Source organism: Micromonospora sp. CA-248089, assembly GCF_050948515.1.
In the GTDB taxonomy this organism is placed as follows: Bacteria; Actinomycetota; Actinomycetes; order Mycobacteriales; family Micromonosporaceae; genus Micromonospora.
In genome coordinates this window covers 776,125-796,653 of sequence record NZ_CP192016.1, presented here as the reverse complement: position 1 = coordinate 796,653, position 20,529 = coordinate 776,125, and the positions used below count along the sequence as shown (strand labels likewise).

Genomic DNA, 20,529 nt, shown 5'->3' with positions numbered 1-20,529 from the left:
GCAGTTTCCGCCCCGGCATCCGGGACGAAAGCCGCGCGACACGGGCCGGAACCGCAAGATCGCGGGGTGGGGACAGGGGTCAGCGGAGGCGCCAGACCTGGAACGTGGGGCCCTCGGCCGGGAGGGTCACCGTGCCCTCGGCGTCGGGGTGGAGGGCGGGGGCGTTGCCGTAGACGTTGTCTGCGGCGCCCACGCCGGTCAGGCGGACCGGGGTGCCTGCGGCGCGTCTCGCCAGCACCAGCACCGTCGACGTGGCCGACTCGCGCAGGAAGACGAGCGTGTCCGCGTCGGCGTGCACCCACCGCAGGCCGCCGTGCCGCAGCGCCGGCTCGTCGCGGCGCAGCGTCAGCAACGACCGGTACGCCTCGAACGTGCGCCGGTCCCAGCTCTCCGGCCGGTGCCACGGCATCGGGGTACGCGAGCCCTCCCCGTTCGTACCGGTCAGGCCCAGCTCGTCCCCGGCGAACACCACGGGCGTACCGGGCATGGTGGCGAGCAGTCCGGCCGCGACCTCCTGCCGGGCCGCGTCGCCGACCACGGTGCGGATCCGGGCCGAGTCGTGCGAGCCGAGCAGCTGCCACGAGTGCGTGTACGACCGCCAGGACACCAGCGACCGGTAGACGTTCATGGTGGCGAGCACCGCGCCCGCGTCGCGCCGCCGTACCCCGCCCGGGGTGCCGAGGAAGTTCGGCACCGGGTCGTCGCCGTGGCGCAACCAGGACCAGACCGGGTCGGTGAAGCCGACGTAGTTCATCGTCCCGTGCCAGCCGTCGCGGTCCAGGTCACCGGTGTGGTCGTGGCCGTGCTCGGCGAGCAGCAGCCCGTCCGGCCGGGTTTCGGCGACCACCTCGCGCAGCAGCCGCGCCACCTCGTGGGTGTACGCGTCCGCACCCCGCCGCCCGGTCATGTTCGCCACGTCGACCCGCCAGCCGTCCAGCCCGTACGGCGGGCGCAGCCAGCGGCGCAGCAGCGAGTCCTCGGCGGTGGCGAACCGGCGGCGCAGTTCCGCGCTGCTCCAGTTCAGCTTCGGCAGCGACTTCACCCCGTTCCACGACTCGTAGTCCGAGCCGGGCAGGTCGAAGTAGTACAGCTCGCGCTCCGGCGCGTCGACGTCGGAGACGGCGGCGGTGAACCAGTTGTGGGCGTCGCCGGTGTGGTTGCTGGTGATGTCGCCCACCAGCCGCCAGCCCCGGGCGTGCACCGCGTCGGCGAGCCGGGCCAGCGCCGCGTCGCCGCCGAGCAGCGGGTCCACGGTGTCGAAGCTCGACGCGTCGTACCTGTGGTTGGAGCGGGCCGGGAAGACCGGCGTGAGGTAGACGGTGTTGACGCCGAGCCGGTCCAGGTGGTCCAGGTGTTCGGTGACGCCGTCGAGGTCGCCGCCGTAGAACTGGCGGGGCGTCTCCGGGCCGCGACCGACGACCGGGGTGTCCCAGTCGCATCCGATGGCCCAGTCCGGCACGGTCCGGCCGTCGGCGGCGGCCGAGCGGGCGAACCGGTCCGGGAAGATCTGATAGATCACCGCGTCCCGCGCCCAGGCCGGCGGCGGGGCGTAGCTGACCAGCTTGAAGTCGCCGTTGTCCGGCACGTCGTGCCCGGCCAGGCCGGCGGCGTTGAGCCATCGGGTGCCGCGTTCGCCGTCGAGCAGGAAGCGGTAGTTGCTGACCGGGTTGCGGACCTCGACGTCGGCCCGCCACCACACGTCGCCGTTCTCGGTGCGGTCGACCCGCGCCTCGGCGAAGCGCGGCTCGCCGTCGCCGGTGGTGCGGACGTGCACCTGGGAGACGCCGGAACCGGCCGGCACCCGCACGAAGACGGGGACGGTCTGGCCGAGCGCGGGCTCCTGCTCCGGGACGTAGGTGGCGGAGCCGTCGTGGTGCGGCTGAAGGGACATGGCGCTGCCTTTCGCGTCGTACCGACAGGGAGAGGGGGCGGGCACCCGCCGCGGCCGGTTCACCCGACCGCGGCGGTCCGCCCGAGAACCGCTCCGGTGTACGCCGACACGACGCCCTTGCCGCAGCGTGAGCCGAGGAGGCTCAGCCCTTTACCGCTCCGGAGGTGAGCCCGGAGACGATGTAGCGCTGGAGCAGTTGGAACACCAGCACCGTCGGGATCGCGGTGAGCAGCGTGCCCGCCGCGAACATCCCGAAGTTGTTGTTGCGCTCGCCGGCCACCAGGCCGTACATGCCGACCGCGAGCGTCTTCGCCTCGGGTTCGGTGAGGAACACGTTGGCGATGATGAACTCGTTGATCGACCCGATGAACGCGAGCAGGCCGGTCACCGCCAGGATCGGCGCCACCAGCGGCAGCATGATCCGGAAGAAGACCTGCACGTGCGACGCGCCGTCCATGGTCGCCGACTCGTCCAGCTCCTTCGGCAGCGTGTCGAAGAAGCCCTTCATCAGCCAGGTGTTCGCGCCCAGCGCGCCACCCATGTAGAGCAGGAACAGGCCCCACGGGGTGTTGAACCCGATCGACGGGTAGAGGTCGGTGAGCGTGGTGAAGATCAGGAAGATCGCCACGATCGCCAGGAACTGCGGGAACATCTGGATCAGCAGCAGCGCGAGCAGGCCGACCCGCCGCCCGGCGAAACGCATCCGCGAGAACGCGTACGCCGCGAGCGACGACAGGAAGATCGACGCGAAGCTGGCCACGCCCGCCAGCAGCAGCGAGTTGAGGAACCAGTGGGCGAACGGGGTCTGATCGAACAGGTTCGTGAAGTTCTCCAGCGACGCCCCGGTCGGCAGCAGCTCGGTGGAGGAGAGCGTGCCGAGCGGGTTGAACGCCGCCGAGATCACGAACAGGATCGGGAAGAGGCTGAACGCCACCGCCAGCACTCCGACCACGTGCCGCCAGCCGACCTGCGCGAACCAGCGTCCACGCGACCGGCGGGCCGGCCCGCGGGTGGCAGTGGGTGCGGGCGTCTCCGCGATGGTGGTCACGAGTACACCTCCTCCTGCTTGCGGGTCCGCCGGAAGCTGATCGCCGAGACCGTCGCCACGATCGCGAAGATGAAGATCGAGACGGTGGCGGCCAGGCCGAACTCGGCGCCCTGTGCGCCGAACGCGAGCCGGTACGTGTAGGTGATCAGCAGGTCGGTGGCACCGTTACGCGGGTTGTCCGGCGCGAACGGTCCGCCCTCTGTGGTGAACAGGATCGCGTTGACGTTGTTGAAGTTGAACGCGAACGACGCGATCAGCAGCGGCGAGAGCGCGACCAGCAGCAGCGGCAGGGTGACCGCCCGGAACGACTGCCAGGGCGACGCGCCGTCGACCGAGGTCGCCTCGGTCAGCTCCCGTGGGATGGCCTGCAACGCGCCGGTGGCCACCAGGAACATGTACGGGTAGCCGAGCCACAACTGCACCAGCAGCACCGCGATCCGGGCCGACCAGTTGCCGCCGAACCAGTCGACGTTCAGCCCGAACAGGTTGTTGAGCAGGCCGAAGTCGGTGTTGAACATGTCCCGCCAGATCAGCAGCATCGCGAACGACGGCATGGCGTACGGCAGGATCAGCAGCACCCGGTAGAAGTTCGTCCCGCGCATCCGGGGTGAGTGCAGCGCGAGCGCGATGGCCATGCCGAGCAGGAACGTCAGGCCGGTGGAGCCGATCGCGAACGCGAAGTTCCAGGCGAGCGTGCCGAAGAACGGGCCGGAGATGTTCGGGTTGGTGAGCACGGTGCTGAAGTTCTTCAGCCCGACGTTGACCTTCCAGCCCTGGGCGAGGCGCTCGCCGTCGGCGGCGACGAAGGAGCCGGACTTCTCGTCGGCGGTCCACGTCTTGCCGGTCTCGCTGTCCTTGACGCAGTCGCACCCGGCGTCGTACGCCCGGACGGCCTTGCCCTCGTACGCCCGGGTCAGGCCGTTGGAGCGGATGGCGCCGTCGTCGGTGGGCACGATCAGCGCGGTGATCGCGTCGCTGCGACCGCTGGCCTGCCCGATGTTCAGCAGGGTGTAGCCGTCCGCGGCGGTGATCTTGCCGCTGAGGCTGCTCACCTCCACGTCGGCGGCGTCGAGCTTGCGCAGCCCGTCCGCGTCGCCGGCGAAGACGTCCTTGGTCTTCGGGTCGCTGAGCAGGAAGATCAGCGAGCCGGTCGCCGGGTCGCCCTTCGTGGCGATGGTGAGGTTGTACTCGGTCGAGCCGGGCACCTGCTTCACCGACGAGGTCTGCACGGCGACGATCGCCTCGTCCTTGCTGCCGCGGTGGCCGTCGCCGAAGTTCGTGAACGCGGTGCTCGCGGTGTAGAGCACCGGGAAGACCTGGAACGCGATCAGGAACAGCGTGCCGGGGACGAGGTACTTGGCCGGGATGTGCCGGCGGCTCAGGTAGAGGTAGAACAGGGCGGCGGTGGTGACCGCCAGGACGCCCAGCGCGAGCCAGTGTTCGGCCTCGATGAGCGGGAAGGCCGCCCAGATCGCGATCCCGGCCACCAGGCCGAGCAGGACCACCTTGACGACGAGGCCGGTCGCGGTGATCGGCGCGTGTTGCCGCGCGGTACGGGACGTGCGCGGGAGCCCACGGCGTACGGGCTCCCGGCCCGGGGTCTGCGGTGCAGACCCCGGGCCGGACAGCGGCGTGCTCATTACTTGATCTGACCCTGGATGGTCTTGCCGGCGGCCGTGATCGTCTTGGCCGGGTCGGCGCCGCCGATGATGGCGGCCTCCGCCTTGCCGAACGGGTCCCAGATCGCGGCCATGGCCGGGATGGCCGGGAGCACCTGGCCGTTCTTGCCGGCCTCGGAGAACTTGGCCAGGTCCGGGTCCTCGCCCTTGACCTGGTCGAAGGCGGCGGTCAGCGCCGGCGGGCGCGGCTCGGCCTTGTACAGCGCGACGGCCAGCTCGGGCTTGGTCACGTAGTTGGTGACGAACTCCTGGGCCAGGGCCTTGTTCTTGCCCTTGGAGGCCACGTAGAACGCCTGGACGCCCACGAACGGCTGGGCCTCCTTGCCGCCGGCGAAGCCGGGGACCGGGGAGATGTCGTAGGAGATGTTGGCCTTCTTGGCGTCGGCCACGGCCCACGGGCCGGAGACCAGGAACGCGCACTTCTTGCCGGTGAAGGTGGCGATGGAGTTCTCGCCGGTGATGGAGCGCTTCAGCGCACCCTCGCCCTTCTCACCCAGCTTGGCGATCTTCTGGAAGGCAGCGATCGACTCCGGCTTGCCCACGCCCAGGTCCTTCGGGTCGTAGTCGCCGTTCGCCGCGGTGCCGAACAGGTAGCCGCCGCCCGAGGTGTAGAGCGGGTAGATGTGGTACGCGTCGCCGTTCTGGCCGGACTGCAGGCACAGGATCTCGCTGGCCTTCTTCTCCGCCTTGAGCTTCTTGCCGGTGGCGACGAGGTCCTCGATCGTCTTCGGCGCCTCGGGGGCCAGCTCGGTGTTGCGGATCAGCGCGACGTTCTCGGTGGCGTAGGGCACGCCGTAGAGCTGGCCGTTGAACGTGACGGCCTTGATCGCGGTCTCGTTGAAACCGGACTTCTGCTCGGCCGCGAGCTGCACCGGGTCGATGGCGCCGTTCTGGACCAGGTTGCCGATCCAGTCGTGCGCGCCGACCACGACGTCCGGGCCGCTGCCCTGCTGCGAGGCGGTGACGAAGTTGGTCTGCAGGTCCTTGGAGACGGCCTGGACCTCGACGGTCACGCCGTTCTCCTTGCCGAACTCCTCGGCGAACGGCTTGAGGGCGGCCGTGCGCTTGTCGTCGGCCCAGATGACCAGCTTGCCGCCGGTCGCCTTGGACTCGCCGGCGGCCGGCTTGTCGTCGCTGCCGCTGTCACCACAGCCGGAGGCGGCGAGCGCCAGGCCGAGGACGGCGACCACACCCGCGGTACGGATGCGCATCGGTACTCCTGTCGTCATGGCGGCCCGCCGGGGGAAGGGCGGCCCGCCAGTGGAAACCTCTGAAAGTTCTTGCTGACCGGCGCCGAGATGCTGCGCCGCTGCTCTCGCATGTTGCGGGGACGTTAGCAAGAGGTTGCAGAGAATGGAAGGGCTTGCAGAAGTGTACGCAAGACTTTGCCGTTGGGCTAAAGTGCCGCACATGCGCGCTCGACTGTCCGACATCGCCCAACAGGCTGAAGTCAGCGAGGCCACGGTGTCGCGGGTGCTCAACGACCGCCCCGGTGTGGCCCCCGAGACCCGGCAGGCGGTTCTCACCGCCCTCGATGTACTCGGCTACGAACGGCCCGCCCGGCTGCGCAAGCGCAGCGCCGGACTGGTCGGCCTGGTCGTGCCGGAGCTGGACAACCCGATCTTCCCGGCGTTCGCCCAGATCATCGAGTCCGCGCTCGCCCCCACCGGCTACACACCGGTGCTCTGCACGCAGACCCCGGGCGGCGTCCGCGAGGACGAGTACGTGGAGATGCTGCTGGACCGGCAGGTCTCCGGCATCGTCTTCGTCTCCGGCCTGCACGCCGACACCGCGGCGGACCACGACCGCTACCGCACGCTGCTGGCCCGGCCGCTGCCGATCGTCATGATCAACGGGTACGCCCCGGGCATCCCCGCGCCGTTCGTCTCCTGCGACGACAGGGAGTCCGCCGAACTCGCGGTCGCCCACCTCGTCGCGCTCGGGCACCGCCGGATCGGCCTGATCACCGGCCCGGACCGGTTCGTGCCGGTGCAGCGCAAGGTCGCCGGCTACAAGGCCGCGATGGGGCGCCTCACCGACATCACCTCCGACGAGTTGGCCGAGCTGACCGAGCTGTCGCTGTTCGGCGTCGAGGGCGGCGAGGCCGCCGCCGGCCGGCTGATCGAGCGCGGCGTGACCGGACTCGTCTGCGGCTCGGACCTGATGGCGCTCGGCGCGATCCGGGCCGCCCGCCAGCGCGGCCTGTCGGTGCCCGGCGACATCTCCGTGGTCGGGTACGACGACTCCCCGCTGATGGCGTTCACCGACCCGCCGCTGACCACAGTGCGCCAGCCGGTCGCCGCCATGGCGGTGGCAGCGGTGCGGGCCCTGGTCGACGAGATCAACGGGCACCCCTCACCGAACTCCGAGTACCTGTTCCGGCCCGAGCTGGTCGTGCGTGGCTCCACCGCGGTGACCCGCCCCGCCGACCCCCCGAAGCGCCAGCGCCCCGCCACCCCCACCCCGCCCCTCCCCATCCCCGCCTGACCCCCGCGCACCTCCCCTCCGCACCCTCCCCGCACCCCTCCCCGCCTCCCGGTTGATCAAGGAGTTCGCGTCCAAGTCGACCTCCCTCCCGGACACAAACCCCTTGATCACCGCCCCGGTCCAGCTCGACCCTCGACGCGTCGATCATGAAGTTGACGGCGACAAATCGGACGCCAAACACCGCCAACCTCATGATCACGCGAGCCATCCCGGCCGCGCTCACTCCGCGCGCACTCCTCCTTGATCACCGCCTGCGGGGCGGGTCGGTCCGGCGGGGGCGGCCGGGTTGGGGTGGCGGGTGTGGGTGTCTCGGGATTCGGGAGAGGGCTCTGAGGTGACGGCGGGTGATGGCTGTCATTTCTTGCGCAAGGAATGCTTGACTCTTGCAGGGCCGTGGCGGCATCCTTCTCAGACACCCTGCGCCGCACCAGAAGCCGCCACAGAACGGGATCGACAGCGATGACCTCCGCCCCCAGCACCACCCCGCGCACCGCCGACGACGACTGGTGGCGGTCCGCTGTCGTCTACCAGGTGTACGTCCGCAGCTTCGCCGACGCGAACGCCGACGGTGTGGGTGACCTCCAGGGCATCCGGCAGCGCCTGCCGTACCTGCGCGATCTCGGCGTGGACGCGCTCTGGCTGACGCCGTTCTACACCTCGCCGCAGGTCGACGCCGGCTACGACGTGGCCGACTACCGGGACGTCGACCCGCTGTTCGGCAACCTGACCGACTTCGACGAGATGATCACCGACGCGCACGCGCTCGGCCTGCGGATCATCATCGACATGGTGCCGAACCACACCTCCAGCGCGCACCCGTGGTTCACCGCGGCGCTCGCCGCCGGACCCGGTTCGCCGGAGCGTGAGCGCTACCTGTTCGCCGACGGCAAGGGCGAGCAGGGCGAGCTGCCGCCGAACGACTGGGAGAGCATCTTCGGCGGCCCGGCCTGGACGCGCGTGGTCGACGGCCAGTGGTACCTGCACCTGTTCGACCCGGCCCAGCCCGACCTGAACTGGCGCCACCCGGAGGTGCGGGCCGAGTTCGAGGACGTGCTGCGCTTCTGGCTGGACCGGGGCGTGGACGGTTTCCGGATCGACGTGGCGCACGGCATGATCAAGGCCGAGGGCCTGCCGGACGTCGGCTTCAACTCGATAACCACCGGCCAGCGCCAGTCCGAGCTGCTGGGCAAGGGCCGGCTGCCGTACTTCGACCAGGACGAGGTGCACGACATCTACCGCGCCTGGCGGCCGATCCTGGACAGCTACCCGGGCGGCCGGATGGCCGTGGCCGAGGCGTGGGCCGAGACGCCGCAGCGGCTGGCCCGCTACATCGGCCCGGACGAGCTGCACCAGGCGTTCAGCTTCGACTTCCTCGACGCCACCTGGTCGGCCGACTCGTTCCGCAAGGTGATCGACACGGCGCTGGCCGAGTCCACGATCGTGGGCGCGCCGACCACCTGGGTGCTCTCCAACCACGACCGGCAGCGGCACGTCACCCGGTACGGCGACGGCGAGGTCGGCCTGCGCCGCGCCCGCGCCGCCGCGCTGCTGATGTTCGCGCTGCCCGGCTGCGCGTACGTCTATCAGGGCGAGGAACTGGGCCTGCCGGAGGTGCTGGACCTCCCCGACGAGCTGCGTCAGGACCCGGCGTTCCGGCGTACCGGGGAGAGCCGGGACGGCTGCCGCGTGCCGATCCCGTGGGGCGGCGAGCTGCCCCCGTACGGCTTCGGGCCGGACGGCAGCGAGCTGAGCTGGCTGCCGGCGCCGGCGACCTGGCGGTCGCTGTCGGTGGCCGCCCAGACCGGTGCCGCCGGGTCGACGCTGGAGCTGTACCGGGCCGCGCTGCGCATCCGGCACGAGCATCCCGCGCTGGCCGGCCTGGACGGCATCACCTGGCTGGAGACCGAGCCCGGCGTCCTGGCGTTCCGCCGCACCGCCGGGGACGCCGAGGTGACGTGCGTGGTGAACATCAGCGGCGCCGAGGTGACGGTGAGCGGCCACGGCCGCCCGCTCGTCGCCAGCGCCGACCTCACCGAGCGGGGCGACGGGTACGTCCTGCCGGTGGACGCGGCTGCGTGGTTCGAACGGCGCTGAGCCGGGTAACCCGCCAACGACCTGGCCGTCCGTTGTGCCCCGCGCCGACGGGCGGCTGGGCTGCCGACCCCTTGTGGTGGGGGGTGAGGTGGCCCCGGCCCCTCGGGATGCGCTCCCGGGGGGCCGGTGTCCATCGGGGAGCACGGGGTACCACCGGGGGATGACCGCACACGTGGCGCAGTACACCCTCGACGTCACCGACCTGGACCTGATGGCCCGGTTCTGGTCGGCCGCCCTCGGCTACACCGTCTCCCAGGGCGGCGACGGCAACGCGAAGCTGTATCCGCCGCCCGGACGGGCGGGCCCGACCGTCTGGTTGCAGGGCTGCGGCACGCCGAAACCGGGCAAGAACCGGCTCCACCTGGATCTGGTCGCCGACGGCGGCCAGGCCGCCGAGGTCGACCGGCTGATCGGGCTCGGTGCGCGACGCGCCGACGTCGGCCAGACCGGCGCGGAGGGCTTCGTGGTGCTCGTCGACCCGGAGGACAACGAGTTCTGCGTGCTCGACGGGCCGCCGCGCTGAGCGTCCTCAGCCGCCCTTGGCGGTGAGCAGCGCGGCGATCCGGGCGAACCCGGCCCGGATCTCCTCCCGGTCGGGCGCCTTCGCCGGCTCGGGCTCCGGCTCACGCTCGGCGGCCAGTTCCAGCTCCTCGTCGATGACGTCCTCGAAGTCGCCGTAGAGGTCCGCCTGGTCGATCTCGGCCGCCTCGTCCTCGGCGGCGATCTGCGCGGCGGCGATCTCGCCGCGGATCTCCTCCGGCGTGAGCGCCGGCAGCAGCGGCTCCACCACCGCCATCAACTGCTCGTCGGCCACCACCGCCTCGGCGAGCGCCAGCGCGTGCGGTCGCTCGTACGGGCCGCAGACCACCGGCTCCCAGTCGTCCTCGGCACCGAGCGGGCCGAACGTGATGATCCACGGCAGGCCCCGGATCGGGGAGTCGTCCGGCAGGTCCAGTGTCACGAGTGCGCCCACCGGCCCATCATGGTCGCCGCGCGTCGGCCCGGGGAACGCAAACATCGGACTCTCCCCGCTTCGGGGACCACGCTCAGCCACGCGTACCGGCATCGAGCGCCGCACGGACCAGCGCGACCGCACGGTCCGGTGGGACGCCCAGGCGACGCGCCTCGTCGGCGTACCCGGCCGCGGCCCGCTGCAGCCGGTCGGTGGCGTCGTCCCGGCCGGGAGCCACCACCGTGCCGTGCCGGCCACGCGTCTGGACCAGCCCGGCGCCCTCCAGTTCCCGGTACGCCCGCGCCACGGTGTTCACCGCCAGCCCCAGGTCGGCGGCGAGCTGCCGCACGGCCGGGAGCCGGGTGCCCACCGGCAGCCGCCCGTCGCCGATGCGCGCGGCGAACTGCGCCCGCACCTGCTCGTACGGCGGCACCGCCGAATCGGCGTCGATCCGGATCCGCGCGCTCATCCCGCCCCTCCCGGCGTCCCCGGTTCGGTTTCCTCGTCGAGCACGTCCGCCTCCACGTCCACCTCCCGGGCCCCGCCCTCGGCCAGGTCCACCACCCGGCCGTACCGGCTGGTGGCGGCGAGCGCGGCGCCGAAGAGCACCAACTGGTTGAGCAGGTAGAGATAGAGCAGCAGGCCCACGGCGGTGGCGACCACGGTGTACGCGGGGTTCCGCTCGGTGCGTACCACGTAGTAGCGCCCCACGGTGTTGAGCAGGGTGATCCCGACGGCGATGGTCAGAATCGCCGGGCGCAGCCGGCGCCGGCTCATCCGCAGCCGGGGCACCGCGAGCAGCAGCGCGGCGGCGAGCACGGCGTTGACGAGCACGCTCAGCACCGCGCTGACCGTGGTCAGGCCCACCGAGCCGGTGCTGCGCAGCAGGAAGCGCAGCAGCGACTCCAGCGCGTCCACTGCGGCGACCGAGACGAACAGCAGCACGAAAACCGCGACCAGCACGCCCAGGTCGACCAGGCGCCGCACCACCAGGTTGCCGGGCTGCTGGTTGAAGCCGTACATCAGCCGCTGCGAGGAGCGGATCGCCTCCACCCAGCCGATGCCGGTGAAGACCAGGATGACCAGGCCGACCACGCCGACGGTGCCGCTGCTCTCGGAGATCTGCGCCGGGTCGAGGAAGGGCAGGTTCTCCTCCAGGAAGTGCGCCGCGCCGCGACTGATCTCCTCGTTGTCCCGCAGCACCGCGCCGAAGATCCAGTAGGCGACGAGCGCGAGCGCGAACACGGCGAAGAAGCCGTAGTACGCGATGGCGGCGGCGAGCCGCCCGGCGAGCAGGTCGGCGTAGAGCGTCCCGGCCCGCCAGACGTGGTCGAAGACCGACGAGCGGCTCCGGGCCGCGTCGATGCGGCGCCCCACCGCCGCCTCGATCCGGCCGAAGACGTTCACCCCGTCATCCTCGCCGATCTCCGCCCGTGACGGAGGTGGCCCGGCCGGTCGGATGTTCAGCTCCGGCCGCCGAGCCGGAAGTCGCGGCGGGGCTGCCACCGGGTCGCCCCGCTGTGCGAGAACAGCGTGAACGCGTCCACCTGGAACAACGCGGAGAAGTCCGCCAGATCCTCGTACGCCTTGTCGAGCACCTCGGGTGGCACGTCCTGCGCCACCGTGACGTGCGGGTGGTACGGGAAACGCAGCTCGCGGCGCAGCTCGGGAGCGGAGTTGATCGCGGCGGCCAGCAGTTCGCACTCGCTGATCCCGGCCGCCACGGCCACGAAGACCACCTGGGTGACCGGGCGGAACGTGCCGGTGCCGCGCAGGTGCAGCGTGAACGGCAGGTGCGTGGCGGCGACCCGGGCCAGGTGCTCCTCGACGGCGGGCAGCGCGCGTACCGGGATCTCGGTGGGCCCGAGGAGGGTGACATGCGCGGGGACGGCGAGCGGGTCGCCGGCCTCGACCCGGCGGCGGGTGAGCATCCCGCCCCAGGGCTCGGGGACGTCGACCGCGATCCCGATCTGGATCGTGTCCGCGCCGCCCGGCGCCGTGTCACTGCCCGCCACGTCGCGCGCCACCCCTCCGGCCACCGGCTGCGTCACCCGTCTCCGCCCGTCCGGGCCGTTACTCGAACCGCACCGGAGGGAAGAAGCCGACCCGCTCGTACACGTCCCGCAGCGTCCCGGCGGCCACCGCCCGGGCCTTCTCCGCGCCCCGCACGAGCAGTTTGTCGAGCTGGGCCGGGTCGTTGAGGTAGGCGTTCGTGCGTTCCTGGATCGGCGTGACGAACTCCCGCACCACCTCGGCGAGGTCCTTCTTCAGGTCGCCGTAGCCCTTGCCGTCGTACGCGGCGACCAGGTCGTCGATGGACCGGCCGGACAGCGCGGAGTAGATGGTGAGCAGGTTGCTGATGCCCGGCTTGCCCTCGGCGTCGAAGACGATCTCGCGGCCGGTGTCGGTGACCGCCGAGCGGATCTTCTTGGCCGAGCGGGCCGGGTCTTCCAGCAGGTCGATGATGCCGGCCGGGGAGGACGACGACTTCGACATCTTGGCCGTCGGGTCCTGCAGGTCGGTGATCTTCGCGGTGTCCTTCACGATGTGCGGGGCGGGCACGGTGAAGGTGCGGCCGAACAGCGAGTTGAAGCGCTGCGCCAGGTCGCGGGAGAGCTCCAGGTGCTGCCGCTGGTCCTCGCCGACCGGCACCGCGTTCGCCTGGTAGAGCAGGATGTCCGCGGCCTGGAGGATCGGGTACGTGAACAGGCCGACGCTGGCCCGCTCGCTGCCCTGCTTCTGCGACTTGTCCTTGAACTGGGTCATCCGGCCGGCCTCGCCGAAACCGGTGATGCAGCCGAGCACCCAGGCCAGCTGCGAGTGCTCGGGCACCTGCGACTGCACGAACAGCGTGCTGCGCTCCGGGTCCAGGCCGAGCGCGAACAGCTGCGCGGCGGCCACCCGGCTGCGGCGCTTGAGCACCTTGGGATCGTGCCCGGCGGTGATCGCGTGCAGGTCGACGACGCAGTAGTAGGCGTCGTGGCTGTCCTGCAACGCCACCCAGTGCCGCAGCGCGCCCAGGTAGTTGCCGAGGTGGAACGAGTCGGCCGTCGGCTGGATGCCGGAGAAGACGCGCGGGCGGGCGGGTACGTCGGACATGGCGGCAATTCTGTCAGCAAGCCCCGGCGTCCGTCATGACGGGCCGGTGGATCGGGCGGGTACGGGCGGAAGCGGACCGTTCACCTCACGCCGGGGCTCGGGCAGCCGCGCGGCGGAGACCGCCAGGCGGGACACGCGGCGGCCGTCGAGCGTGAGCACCCGCAGCAGCCAGCCCGCCGGATCGGCGGGCACCGATCCGGTGGCCGGGTCGAGCGCCACCGGCACCTCGTCGCCCGCGACCGGCAGCCGGCCCAGCGCGGCCATCACGTACCCACCGACCGTCTCGTACGGCCCGGCGGGCAGCGACACCCCGGTGCGCTCGGCGAAGTCGGTCAGGTTGAGCCGGCCGTCGACGACCGCGGGCAGGCCGGCGGGTTCCGGTTCGAGCGGGCCGTGCTCGTCGTCCCGGATCTCCCCGACCAGCTCCTCGACCAGGTCCTCGCAGGTGACGATGCCGGCCGTGCCGCCGTACTCGTCGACGACGACGGCCAGGTGGTGGCCCTCCCGGCGCATCTCGGTGAGCGCCGCCAGCACGCGCTTGCTGTCCGGCAGGCGTTTCACCTCCCGGATCAGCTCGCCGACCAGCAACGGCCGGTCCGCGTCCGGACGCAGCAGCACGTCGCGCAGGTGCACCAGGCCGACCACGTCGTCGTGGGTGCCGTCGACCACCGGGTAGCGGGTGTGCGGGTCGGCCCGGACCAGCCGCTGCGCCTGTGCCAGCGGGAGCGCGGCGCTGAGGAAGACCACCTCGGTGCGGGGCACCATCACCTCGCGGACGAGCCGGGCGCCCGCGACCAGCACCTCGTCGATGATCCGCCGCTCGTCCGGGTCGAGCAGGGTGTTCGCCGCGACCAGGTCCCGCAGCTCGGCCTCGCTGATCCGCTCCCGCCCGGCGGTGGGGCTGGCCCCGAGCAGGTCGGTGACCAGGCGGGTGGCGCCGTCGGCACCGCGCACCACGAGACGGGCCACGGTGCGGGCCAGCGGGCCGGGTTCGCGTCGGGGCCGCCCCGACGGTCGCCGCCGGGGCCCGGGACCACCACCCTCCCGCATGAGAAGGATGGTAGACAGCGACCACCGTGCGCTCGGGCGAATGTTCGGATCTGTTCAATCGTGAAGGATTATGATGGAATGGAGGGCGGCTCGACTCGACAGCCGCGACACAGCCCCCGGCCGTAGGGTGAGCGCGGGACGGCCGCCGCGGGACGCGGCCCAGGCAGGAGGACCGACGTGAAACTGCTCGTCACCGGCGGCGCCGGCTACATCGGCAGCGTGGTGACCCGGATGCTGCTCGACCACGGCCACCAGGTGACCGTGCTGGACGACCTGCGCACCGGTCACCGGGAAGCCCTCGCCCCCGACGCCACCCACGTCGAGCTGCCGGTGCACGAGGCCGCCCAGGTGCTCACCCCCGACGCCGGGTTCGACGGCGTGCTGCACTTCGCCGCCCTGATCGCCGCCGGCGAGTCGATGATCCGCCCCGAGCTGTACTGGCACACCAACACCGTCGGCTCGATCGCGCTCATCGACGCGGTCCGCGCCGCCCGGGTGCCGCGGATGGTCTTCTCCTCCACCGCCGCCGTCTACGGCAACCCCACCGAGCTGCCCATCCCGGAGACCGCCGTCAAGGCCCCCACCAGCACCTACGGCGCCACCAAGCTGGCCGTCGACATGGCGCTCACCTCCGAGGCGATCGCGCACGACCTGGCCGCCGTCTCGCTGCGCTACTTCAACGTCGCCGGGGCGTACCTGCGCGACGGGCAGGCCATCGGCGAGCGGCACGACCCGGAGACGCACCTCATCCCGATCGCGCTCGACGTGGCCGCCGGCTGGCGGGAGAAGCTCCAGCTGTTCGGCGACGACTACCCCACCGTCGACGGCACCTGCGTCCGCGACTATATCCACGTCGAGGACCTGGCCCGCGCCCACCTGCTCGCGCTCGACGCCGCCACCCCGGGCCGGCACCGCATCTACAACCTGGGCAACGGCAACGGCTTCACCAACCGGCAGGTGGTCGACGTGGTCCGCGAGGTCACCGGGCATCCGGTACCGGTCGAGGTGGCCCCGCGCCGCGAGGGCGACCCGGCCGAGCTGGTCGCGTCCTCCGCGCTGGCCCGCGACGAGCTGGGCTGGACGCCGGCCAAGCCGACCCTGCACGACATGGTCGGCGACGCCTGGGCGTTCTACCGCGAGCACGTGGCGGGCCGGCCCTCATGAGCGTCGCCGACCGCGCCACCGCCGGCTTCCGGCAGCGGTACGGCGCCGAGCCGGCGGGCCGCTGGGCGGCTCCCGGCCGGGTCAACCTGATCGGCGAGCACACCGACTACAACGACGGCTTCGTGCTTCCCTTCGCGCTGCCGCTGCGTACCGTGGTCGCCGCCGCGCCCGCCCCCGACGGGCGCTGGACCGTCTGGTCGGAGCTGGACGACGAGCCGGTCGAGTTCGGCGCGGCGGAGGCCGACGAACCCGGCCGGGTCGACGGGTGGGCCGCCTACGTGGCCGGGGTGGTGTGGGCGCTGCGCGCCGACGGCCACGACGTGCCGGGCGCGCGGCTCGCCGTGGCCTCCGACGTGCCGGTCGGCTCCGGGCTCTCCTCGTCGGCGGCGATCGAGTCGGCGGTGCTGGCTGCCCTGGTCGACCTCGGCGGGCTCGACCTGCCCGCCGGTCGGTGGCCCCGGCTCGCGCAGCGGGCCGAGAACGACTACGTCGGCGCGCCCACCGGGATCATGGACCAGTCCGCGGTGATCCGCGGCCGGGCCGGGCACGCCCTGTTCCTCGACTGCCGCACCGAGGAGATCGAGCAGATCCCGTTCGACCTGGACGACGCCGGGCTGGCCGTGCTGGTGATCGACAGCCGGGCGCCGCACCGGCACGCGGACGGCGAGTACGCGGCCCGGCGCCGCAGTTGCGAGCAGGCCGCCGCGACGCTCGGGGTGACCGCGCTGCGCGACGTCGGCGTGGCCGACCTCGACAGCGCGCTGACTCGCCTCGACGACGACGAGACCCGCCGCCGGGTGCGGCACGTGGTGACCGAGAACCAGCGGGTGCTCGACACCGTCGCGCTGCTGCGCGCCGGGCGGGTCCGCGACACCGGTCCGCTGCTGACCGCCTCGCACGCCTCCATGCGCGACGACTTCGAGATCACCGTGCCGGAGATCGACACCGGGGTCGAGGCCGCGCTGGCCGCCGGGGCGTACGGCGCGCGGATGACCGGCGGTGGCTTCGGGGGCTGCGTGCTCGCCCTGGTCGACGCGGGCGCCGCCGACGCGGTGGCGGCCGCCGTCACCCAGGCGTACGCGACGCGCGGCTTCACCGCCCCCGGCACGCTCACGGTGCTCCCGGCCGGCGGCGTCACCCGGCTGTAAGGAAGGGCCCCTTCTTAACGCCTGCGGTAGAGGAAGGGCCCCTTGTTAACAGCAGCTGTCAACAAGGGGCCCTTCCTTGCACGCAGGGGTCAGCCGGCCTCGACGATCATGCCGGCGCCGACCGTACGGTTCGTCGACTCGTCGATGATCACGAAGCCGCCGGTGGTGCGGTTACGCCGGTACTCGTCGGCGAGCAGCGGAACAGTGGTCCGCAGCCGGACCCGGCCGATCTCGTTGAGCTTCAGCTCAGCGGCCGTCTCGTCGCGGTGCAGCGAGTTGATGTCCAGCCGGTAGTGCAGCCCGCGCACGATCGCCCGCGCCGAGCGGGTCGTGTGCTTGATCGCGTACCTGCCGCCGACCTGCAACGGCCGCGTCTCGTCCATCCAGCAGACCATCGCCTCGATGTCCTGCACGGGCGTCGGGGCGTTGTTCGGCCGGCAGATCATGTCGCCGCGGGAGATGTCCAGCTCGTCGGTAAGCCGGACCGTCACCGACATCGGCGGGAACGCCTCGTCGACCGGGCCGTCGGCGGTCTCCACCGCGGCGATCCGGCTGGTGAACCCGGACGGCAGCACCATCACCTCGTCGCCCGGCTTGAGCACGCCCGAGGCCACCTGGCCGGCGTAGCCCCGGTAGTCGGTGACGGTGGTGGACTGCGGCCGGATCACGTACTGCACCGGGAACCGCACGTCGACCAGGTTGCGGTCCGAGGCGATGTGCACCCGCTCCAGGTGGTGCAGCAGCGACGGGCCCTCGTACCAGGGCATGTTCTCCGAGCGGGTGACGATGTTGTCGCCCTGCAGCGCGGAGACCGGCACCACTGTCAGGTCCGGCACGTCGAGCTTCGCGGCGAACGCGGTGAACTCGTCCGCGATCCGCTCGTAGACCTCCTGCGACCAGTCCACCAGGTCCATCTTGTTCACGCACAGGACCAGGTGCGGCACCCGCAGCAGCGAGCAGAGGAACGCGTGCCGGCGGGACTGCTCCACCAGGCCCTTGCGCGCGTCCACCAGGATCAGCGCCAGGTCGGCGGTGGAGGCGCCGGTGACCATGTTCCGGGTGTACTGGATGTGCCCCGGGGTGTCGGCGATGATGAACTTCCGCCGCGGGGTGGCGAAGTAGCGGTACGCCACGTCGATGGTGATGCCCTGCTCCCGCTCGGCGCGCAGGCCGTCGGTGAGCAGCGCCAGGTTGGTGTACTCGTCACCCCGCGCGGCGCTGACCGCCTCGACCGCGGCGAGCTGGTCGCTGAACAGCGACTTGGTGTCGTAGAGCAGACGGCCGATCAGCGTCGACTTGCCGTCGTCGACGCTGCCCGCGGTGGCGAACCGCAGCAGGTCCATCGGCCGGGTGGTGTCGCTCTCGGCCGGGGCCAGGGTCTCGACGCTCATCAGAAGTAGCCCTCTCGCTTGCGGTCCTCCATGGCGGCCTCGCTGACCCGGTCGTCGCCGCGGGTAGCGCCGCGCTCGGTGATCCGCGTGGCGGCCACCTCCTCGATCACCTTCTCCACCGTGTCGGCGTCCGAGCGGACCGCCGCGGTGCAGGAGGCGTCGCCCACGGTCCGGTACCGCACCTGTTCGGTGAACGGCTGCTCACCGGCGCGGGCCCGGAAGAACTCGTTCACCGCGTAGAGCATGCCGTCGCGCTCGATCACCTCGCGCTCGTGCGCGTAGTAGATCGACGGCAGCGGGATCCGCTCCCGCGCGATGTAGTGCCAGACGTCCAGCTCGGTCCAGTTCGACAGCGGGAACACCCGGATCGACTCGCCCGGGTGGTGCCGGCCGTTGTAGAGCGCCCACAGCTCGGGACGCTGGTTCTTCGGATCCCACTGGCCGAACTCGTCGCGGAAGCTGAACACCCGCTCCTTGGCCCGCGCCTTCTCCTCGTCGCGCCGGGCGCCGCCGAACAGCGCGTCGAAGCGGTGCTTCTCCACCGCCTCCAGCAGCACCGGCGTCTGGATCCGGTTGCGCATGCCGTCGGCGGACTCGCGGACCAGGCCCTTGTTCAGCGCCTCCGGCACGCTCGCCACGATGAGCTGCAGGCCCAGCTCGGCCACCCGCTGGTCGCGGTAGGCGAGCACCTCGGGGAAGTTGTGGCCGGTGTCCACGTGCATCACCGGGAAGGGGATGTTGGCCGGCGCGAACGCCTTCTGGGCCAACCGGAGCATCACGATCGAGTCCTTGCCGCCGGAGAACAGCAGCACGGGCCGTTCCATCTCGGCGACGACCTCACGCATCACGAAGATGCTCTCCGCCTCGAGCGCGTCGAGGTGCGACACCTGGTACGCGGCGGGGGACGTCATGACACGAACTCGATTCGCACGGATCCGTACATCGGATTCCAGACCTTTCAGGTCGGACTCGTGAAGAAGAACGCTCAGGTTACCCGGAATGCCGCTGCAACGCTGCAAGCAACCGACTCGCGAGATCCTTGCGGCAGACCAGCAGATCCGGTAGGCGCGGGTCGGCCCCGTTGTATTTCAGCGCAGAACCGTCGATCCGGGAAGCATGCAGACCGGTGGCCGTCGCCACAGCGACCGGAGCGGCCGAATCCCACTCGTACTGACCGCCCGCGTGGATGTACGCGTCGACCTCACCGGTGACCACGGCGGCGATCTTCGCGCCCGCCGAGCCCATCGGAACCAGATGAGCGCCGACGTCCTCCGCCAGGTCGGTCAGGAAAACCGGCGGACGGCTACGGCTGGCCGCCAACCGGATGACCCGCGCGCCGGCCCCGGTGGCCGCCTCCACAGTCATCGGCGGGTACGCCGGCGGGTGGTCCGTGCCGAGCACCCGGTGCTGGGCCGGCAGGGCCACCGCGCCCGCCACCAGGCCGTGCGGCGTCGACGCGTTACGCGACCAGAGCGCCACGTGCACCGCCCAGTCCGCGCGCCCCTCCTCCGCGTACTCCCGGGTGCCGTCCAGCGGATCGATGATCCAGACCCGGTCGGCGTTCAACCGCGACGACGCCTCGTCCGTCACCTCCGCCGTCCAGGCCAGCCGCGACCCCTCGTCCTCCTCGGACAGCACCGCGTCGGCCGGCCGCCACTTCGCCAGCTCGGTCCGGATCACGTCGTGCGAGACCTTGTCCCCGGCCGACCGGAGCGCGCCCGCGTCGGCGAACCCCATCTCCGCGCGCAGGGCCGTCAGCGCCTGACCGGCCCGGGCCGCCAGCCAGCGGGCGAAGCCGCCGTCGATCATCGGAGGACTACCCATGCTGCTCCCGTCGCCCGCTCCCGTCACCAGAGCCGCAGACTACCGATCGCCGCTCAAGCCCCGTGGTAGAGGTTCTGCGTCGGTTCCACGCCCTTGAGAACGACGGACTCCACCACGTCCGCCGCGCGGTCCACCAGGAACTCCAGCTCCTTGCGCTCCGCCGAGGAGAAATCCGAGAGTACGTAGTCAGCCGGGTCCTGCCGGCCCGGCGGCCGGCCGATGCCGAACCGCACCCGCACGTAGTCCTTGGTGCCGAGCGACTTCGACATCGACCGCAGGCCGTTGTGCCCGCCCTCGCCGCCGCCGCACTTCACCCGCACCTGCCCGTACGGGATGTCCAGCTCGTCGTGCACCGCGATCACGTGCGCCGGCGGGATCTTGTGGAACTGCGCCAGCCCGGCGACCGGGCCGCCGGAGAGGTTCATGTACGTCAACGGTTTGAGCAGCACCAGCTTCGGGCCGCCGAACCCCAGCCGCCCCTCGGCGGCCTCGGCCATCGCGCGCTTGTGCCGCCCGAACTTCGCGCCCACCCGGGCCGCCAGCAGGTCGGCCACCATGAACCCGACGTTGTGCCTGTTGTTCGCGTACTCCCGGCCGGGGTTGCCCAGGCCGACCACCAGCCACGGCCCCGCCTCGTCCGTCACCCGACGCCCCTTCCCGCTCGTTCGCCCGACCAGCCGTCCCGATACGCCGACAGGCGCC

General features: G+C 71.8%; 19 protein-coding genes. 5 read left to right on the top strand and 14 right to left on the bottom strand.

Annotation, left to right across the window (positions count from 1 at the left end; translation table 11 throughout):
- Window positions 1–79: 79 nt before the first annotated feature.
- From ACQP26_RS04015 to ACQP26_RS04000, 4 genes are all read right to left on the bottom strand, one after another.
- A complete protein-coding gene (locus ACQP26_RS04015) occupies window positions 80–1,891 on the bottom strand; it encodes a glycoside hydrolase family 13 protein (protein WP_433494979.1) in 1,812 nt (603 codons plus the stop codon).
- Between the two features lie 142 nt (window positions 1,892–2,033).
- On the bottom strand, window positions 2,034–2,939 hold the full coding sequence (locus ACQP26_RS04010; RefSeq protein WP_269702308.1) for a sugar ABC transporter permease: 906 nt from the start codon (window positions 2,937–2,939) through the stop codon (window positions 2,034–2,036).
- Window positions 2,936–4,579 (bottom strand): ABC transporter permease subunit, encoded by a 1,644-nt coding sequence (locus ACQP26_RS04005; protein WP_433494978.1) that lies wholly within the window; start codon window positions 4,577–4,579, stop codon window positions 2,936–2,938. The genes ACQP26_RS04010 and ACQP26_RS04005 overlap by 4 nt, the downstream gene beginning before the upstream one ends.
- A complete protein-coding gene (locus ACQP26_RS04000) occupies window positions 4,579–5,829 on the bottom strand; it encodes a sugar ABC transporter substrate-binding protein (protein WP_269702311.1) in 1,251 nt (416 codons plus the stop codon). Before ACQP26_RS04000 ends, ACQP26_RS04005 begins: the two co-directional genes overlap by 1 nt.
- Window positions 5,830–6,028: 199 nt before the next feature.
- Here ACQP26_RS04000 and ACQP26_RS03995 point away from each other — a divergent pair, with 199 nt between their 5' ends.
- The 3 genes from ACQP26_RS03995 (at window position 6,029) to ACQP26_RS03985 (ending at window position 9,722) form a co-directional block, all read left to right on the top strand.
- Complete coding sequence (locus ACQP26_RS03995; protein ID WP_281579047.1) at window positions 6,029–7,105, top strand: LacI family DNA-binding transcriptional regulator; 1,077 nt, start codon at window positions 6,029–6,031, stop codon at window positions 7,103–7,105.
- Window positions 7,106–7,564: 459 nt separating this feature from the next.
- Window positions 7,565–9,199 carry a glycoside hydrolase family 13 protein gene (locus tag ACQP26_RS03990; RefSeq protein ID WP_433494977.1) on the top strand — a complete coding sequence of 545 codons (1,635 nt, stop codon included), beginning with the start codon at window positions 7,565–7,567 and terminating at the stop codon, window positions 9,197–9,199.
- 160 nt (window positions 9,200–9,359) lie between these two features.
- Window positions 9,360–9,722, top strand: a complete 363-nt coding sequence (locus ACQP26_RS03985) for a VOC family protein (RefSeq protein WP_433494976.1) — start codon at window positions 9,360–9,362, stop codon at window positions 9,720–9,722.
- A gap of 6 nt (window positions 9,723–9,728) precedes the next feature.
- Here ACQP26_RS03985 and ACQP26_RS03980 read toward each other — a convergent pair whose 3' ends face one another.
- The 6 genes from ACQP26_RS03980 to ACQP26_RS03955 form a co-directional block, all read right to left on the bottom strand.
- A complete protein-coding gene (locus ACQP26_RS03980; RefSeq protein WP_269702317.1) occupies window positions 9,729–10,172 on the bottom strand; it encodes a hypothetical protein in 444 nt (147 codons plus the stop codon).
- Window positions 10,173–10,245: 73 nt separating this feature from the next.
- On the bottom strand, window positions 10,246–10,620 hold the full coding sequence (locus ACQP26_RS03975; protein WP_269702319.1) for a GntR family transcriptional regulator: 375 nt from the start codon (window positions 10,618–10,620) through the stop codon (window positions 10,246–10,248).
- Window positions 10,617–11,558 carry a YhjD/YihY/BrkB family envelope integrity protein gene (locus ACQP26_RS03970; RefSeq protein WP_269702321.1) on the bottom strand — a complete coding sequence of 314 codons (942 nt, stop codon included), beginning with the start codon at window positions 11,556–11,558 and terminating at the stop codon, window positions 10,617–10,619. The genes ACQP26_RS03975 and ACQP26_RS03970 overlap by 4 nt, the downstream gene beginning before the upstream one ends.
- Before the next feature lie 56 nt (window positions 11,559–11,614).
- Entirely contained in the window at window positions 11,615–12,202 is a 588-nt protein-coding gene (locus ACQP26_RS03965; RefSeq protein ID WP_433494975.1) for a 2'-5' RNA ligase family protein, read from the bottom strand.
- A 22-nt stretch (window positions 12,203–12,224) separates the two neighbouring features.
- Window positions 12,225–13,250, bottom strand: coding sequence for a tryptophan--tRNA ligase (gene trpS, locus ACQP26_RS03960; RefSeq protein ID WP_269702323.1), 1,026 nt, complete (start codon window positions 13,248–13,250; stop codon window positions 12,225–12,227).
- A 33-nt stretch (window positions 13,251–13,283) separates the two neighbouring features.
- On the bottom strand, window positions 13,284–14,300 hold the full coding sequence (locus tag ACQP26_RS03955) for a hemolysin family protein (RefSeq protein WP_269702325.1): 1,017 nt from the start codon (window positions 14,298–14,300) through the stop codon (window positions 13,284–13,286).
- Window positions 14,301–14,477: 177 nt separating this feature from the next.
- On the opposite strand from ACQP26_RS03955, the gene galE reads away from it, so the two are divergent.
- Together galE and galK are read left to right on the top strand one after the other, a co-directional pair.
- On the top strand, window positions 14,478–15,464 hold the full coding sequence (gene galE, locus ACQP26_RS03950; RefSeq protein WP_433494974.1) for a UDP-glucose 4-epimerase GalE: 987 nt from the start codon (window positions 14,478–14,480) through the stop codon (window positions 15,462–15,464).
- Window positions 15,461–16,612: a galactokinase gene (galK, locus tag ACQP26_RS03945; RefSeq protein WP_433494973.1), complete on the top strand. Its 1,152-nt coding sequence runs from the start codon at window positions 15,461–15,463 to the stop codon at window positions 16,610–16,612. Before galE ends, galK begins: the two co-directional genes overlap by 4 nt.
- 89 nt (window positions 16,613–16,701) lie before the next feature.
- Here the strand turns inward: galK and ACQP26_RS03940 are convergent, their stop codons facing one another.
- The 4 genes from ACQP26_RS03940 to pth all read right to left on the bottom strand — a co-directional run bounded on the left by ACQP26_RS03940 (window position 16,702) and on the right by pth (window position 20,471).
- A complete protein-coding gene (locus ACQP26_RS03940) occupies window positions 16,702–18,003 on the bottom strand; it encodes a sulfate adenylyltransferase subunit 1 (protein ID WP_269702330.1) in 1,302 nt (433 codons plus the stop codon).
- Window positions 18,003–18,914, bottom strand: coding sequence for a sulfate adenylyltransferase subunit CysD (gene cysD, locus ACQP26_RS03935; RefSeq protein ID WP_269702332.1), 912 nt, complete (start codon window positions 18,912–18,914; stop codon window positions 18,003–18,005). The genes ACQP26_RS03940 and cysD overlap by 1 nt, the downstream gene beginning before the upstream one ends.
- Window positions 18,915–18,993: 79 nt before the next feature.
- Complete coding sequence (locus tag ACQP26_RS03930) at window positions 18,994–19,827, bottom strand: inositol monophosphatase family protein (RefSeq protein ID WP_281579056.1); 834 nt, start codon at window positions 19,825–19,827, stop codon at window positions 18,994–18,996.
- A 53-nt stretch (window positions 19,828–19,880) separates the two neighbouring features.
- Window positions 19,881–20,471: an aminoacyl-tRNA hydrolase gene (gene pth, locus ACQP26_RS03925; protein WP_269702335.1), complete on the bottom strand. Its 591-nt coding sequence runs from the start codon at window positions 20,469–20,471 to the stop codon at window positions 19,881–19,883.
- Window positions 20,472–20,529: the final 58 nt, after the last annotated feature.

Coding starts and splice junctions, on each gene's coding strand:
- ACQP26_RS04015 (WP_433494979.1), bottom strand. CDS start 1,891: ATGTCCCTTCAGCCGCACCACGACGGCTCCGCCACCTACGTCCCGGAG.
- ACQP26_RS04005 (WP_433494978.1), bottom strand. CDS start 4,579: ATGAGCACGCCGCTGTCCGGCCCGGGGTCTGCACCGCAGACCCCGGGC.
- ACQP26_RS04000 (WP_269702311.1), bottom strand. CDS start 5,829: ATGCGCATCCGTACCGCGGGTGTGGTCGCCGTCCTCGGCCTGGCGCTC.
- ACQP26_RS03995 (WP_281579047.1), top strand. CDS start 6,029: ATGCGCGCTCGACTGTCCGACATCGCCCAACAGGCTGAAGTCAGCGAG.
- ACQP26_RS03990 (WP_433494977.1), top strand. CDS start 7,565: ATGACCTCCGCCCCCAGCACCACCCCGCGCACCGCCGACGACGACTGG.
- ACQP26_RS03985 (WP_433494976.1), top strand. CDS start 9,360: ATGACCGCACACGTGGCGCAGTACACCCTCGACGTCACCGACCTGGAC.
- ACQP26_RS03975 (WP_269702319.1), bottom strand. CDS start 10,620: ATGAGCGCGCGGATCCGGATCGACGCCGATTCGGCGGTGCCGCCGTAC.
- trpS (WP_269702323.1), bottom strand. CDS start 13,250: ATGTCCGACGTACCCGCCCGCCCGCGCGTCTTCTCCGGCATCCAGCCG.
- ACQP26_RS03955 (WP_269702325.1), bottom strand. CDS start 14,300: ATGCGGGAGGGTGGTGGTCCCGGGCCCCGGCGGCGACCGTCGGGGCGG.
- galK (WP_433494973.1), top strand. CDS start 15,461: ATGAGCGTCGCCGACCGCGCCACCGCCGGCTTCCGGCAGCGGTACGGC.
- ACQP26_RS03940 (WP_269702330.1), bottom strand. CDS start 18,003: ATGAGCGTCGAGACCCTGGCCCCGGCCGAGAGCGACACCACCCGGCCG.
- cysD (WP_269702332.1), bottom strand. CDS start 18,914: ATGACGTCCCCCGCCGCGTACCAGGTGTCGCACCTCGACGCGCTCGAG.
- ACQP26_RS03930 (WP_281579056.1), bottom strand. CDS start 19,827: ATGGGTAGTCCTCCGATGATCGACGGCGGCTTCGCCCGCTGGCTGGCG.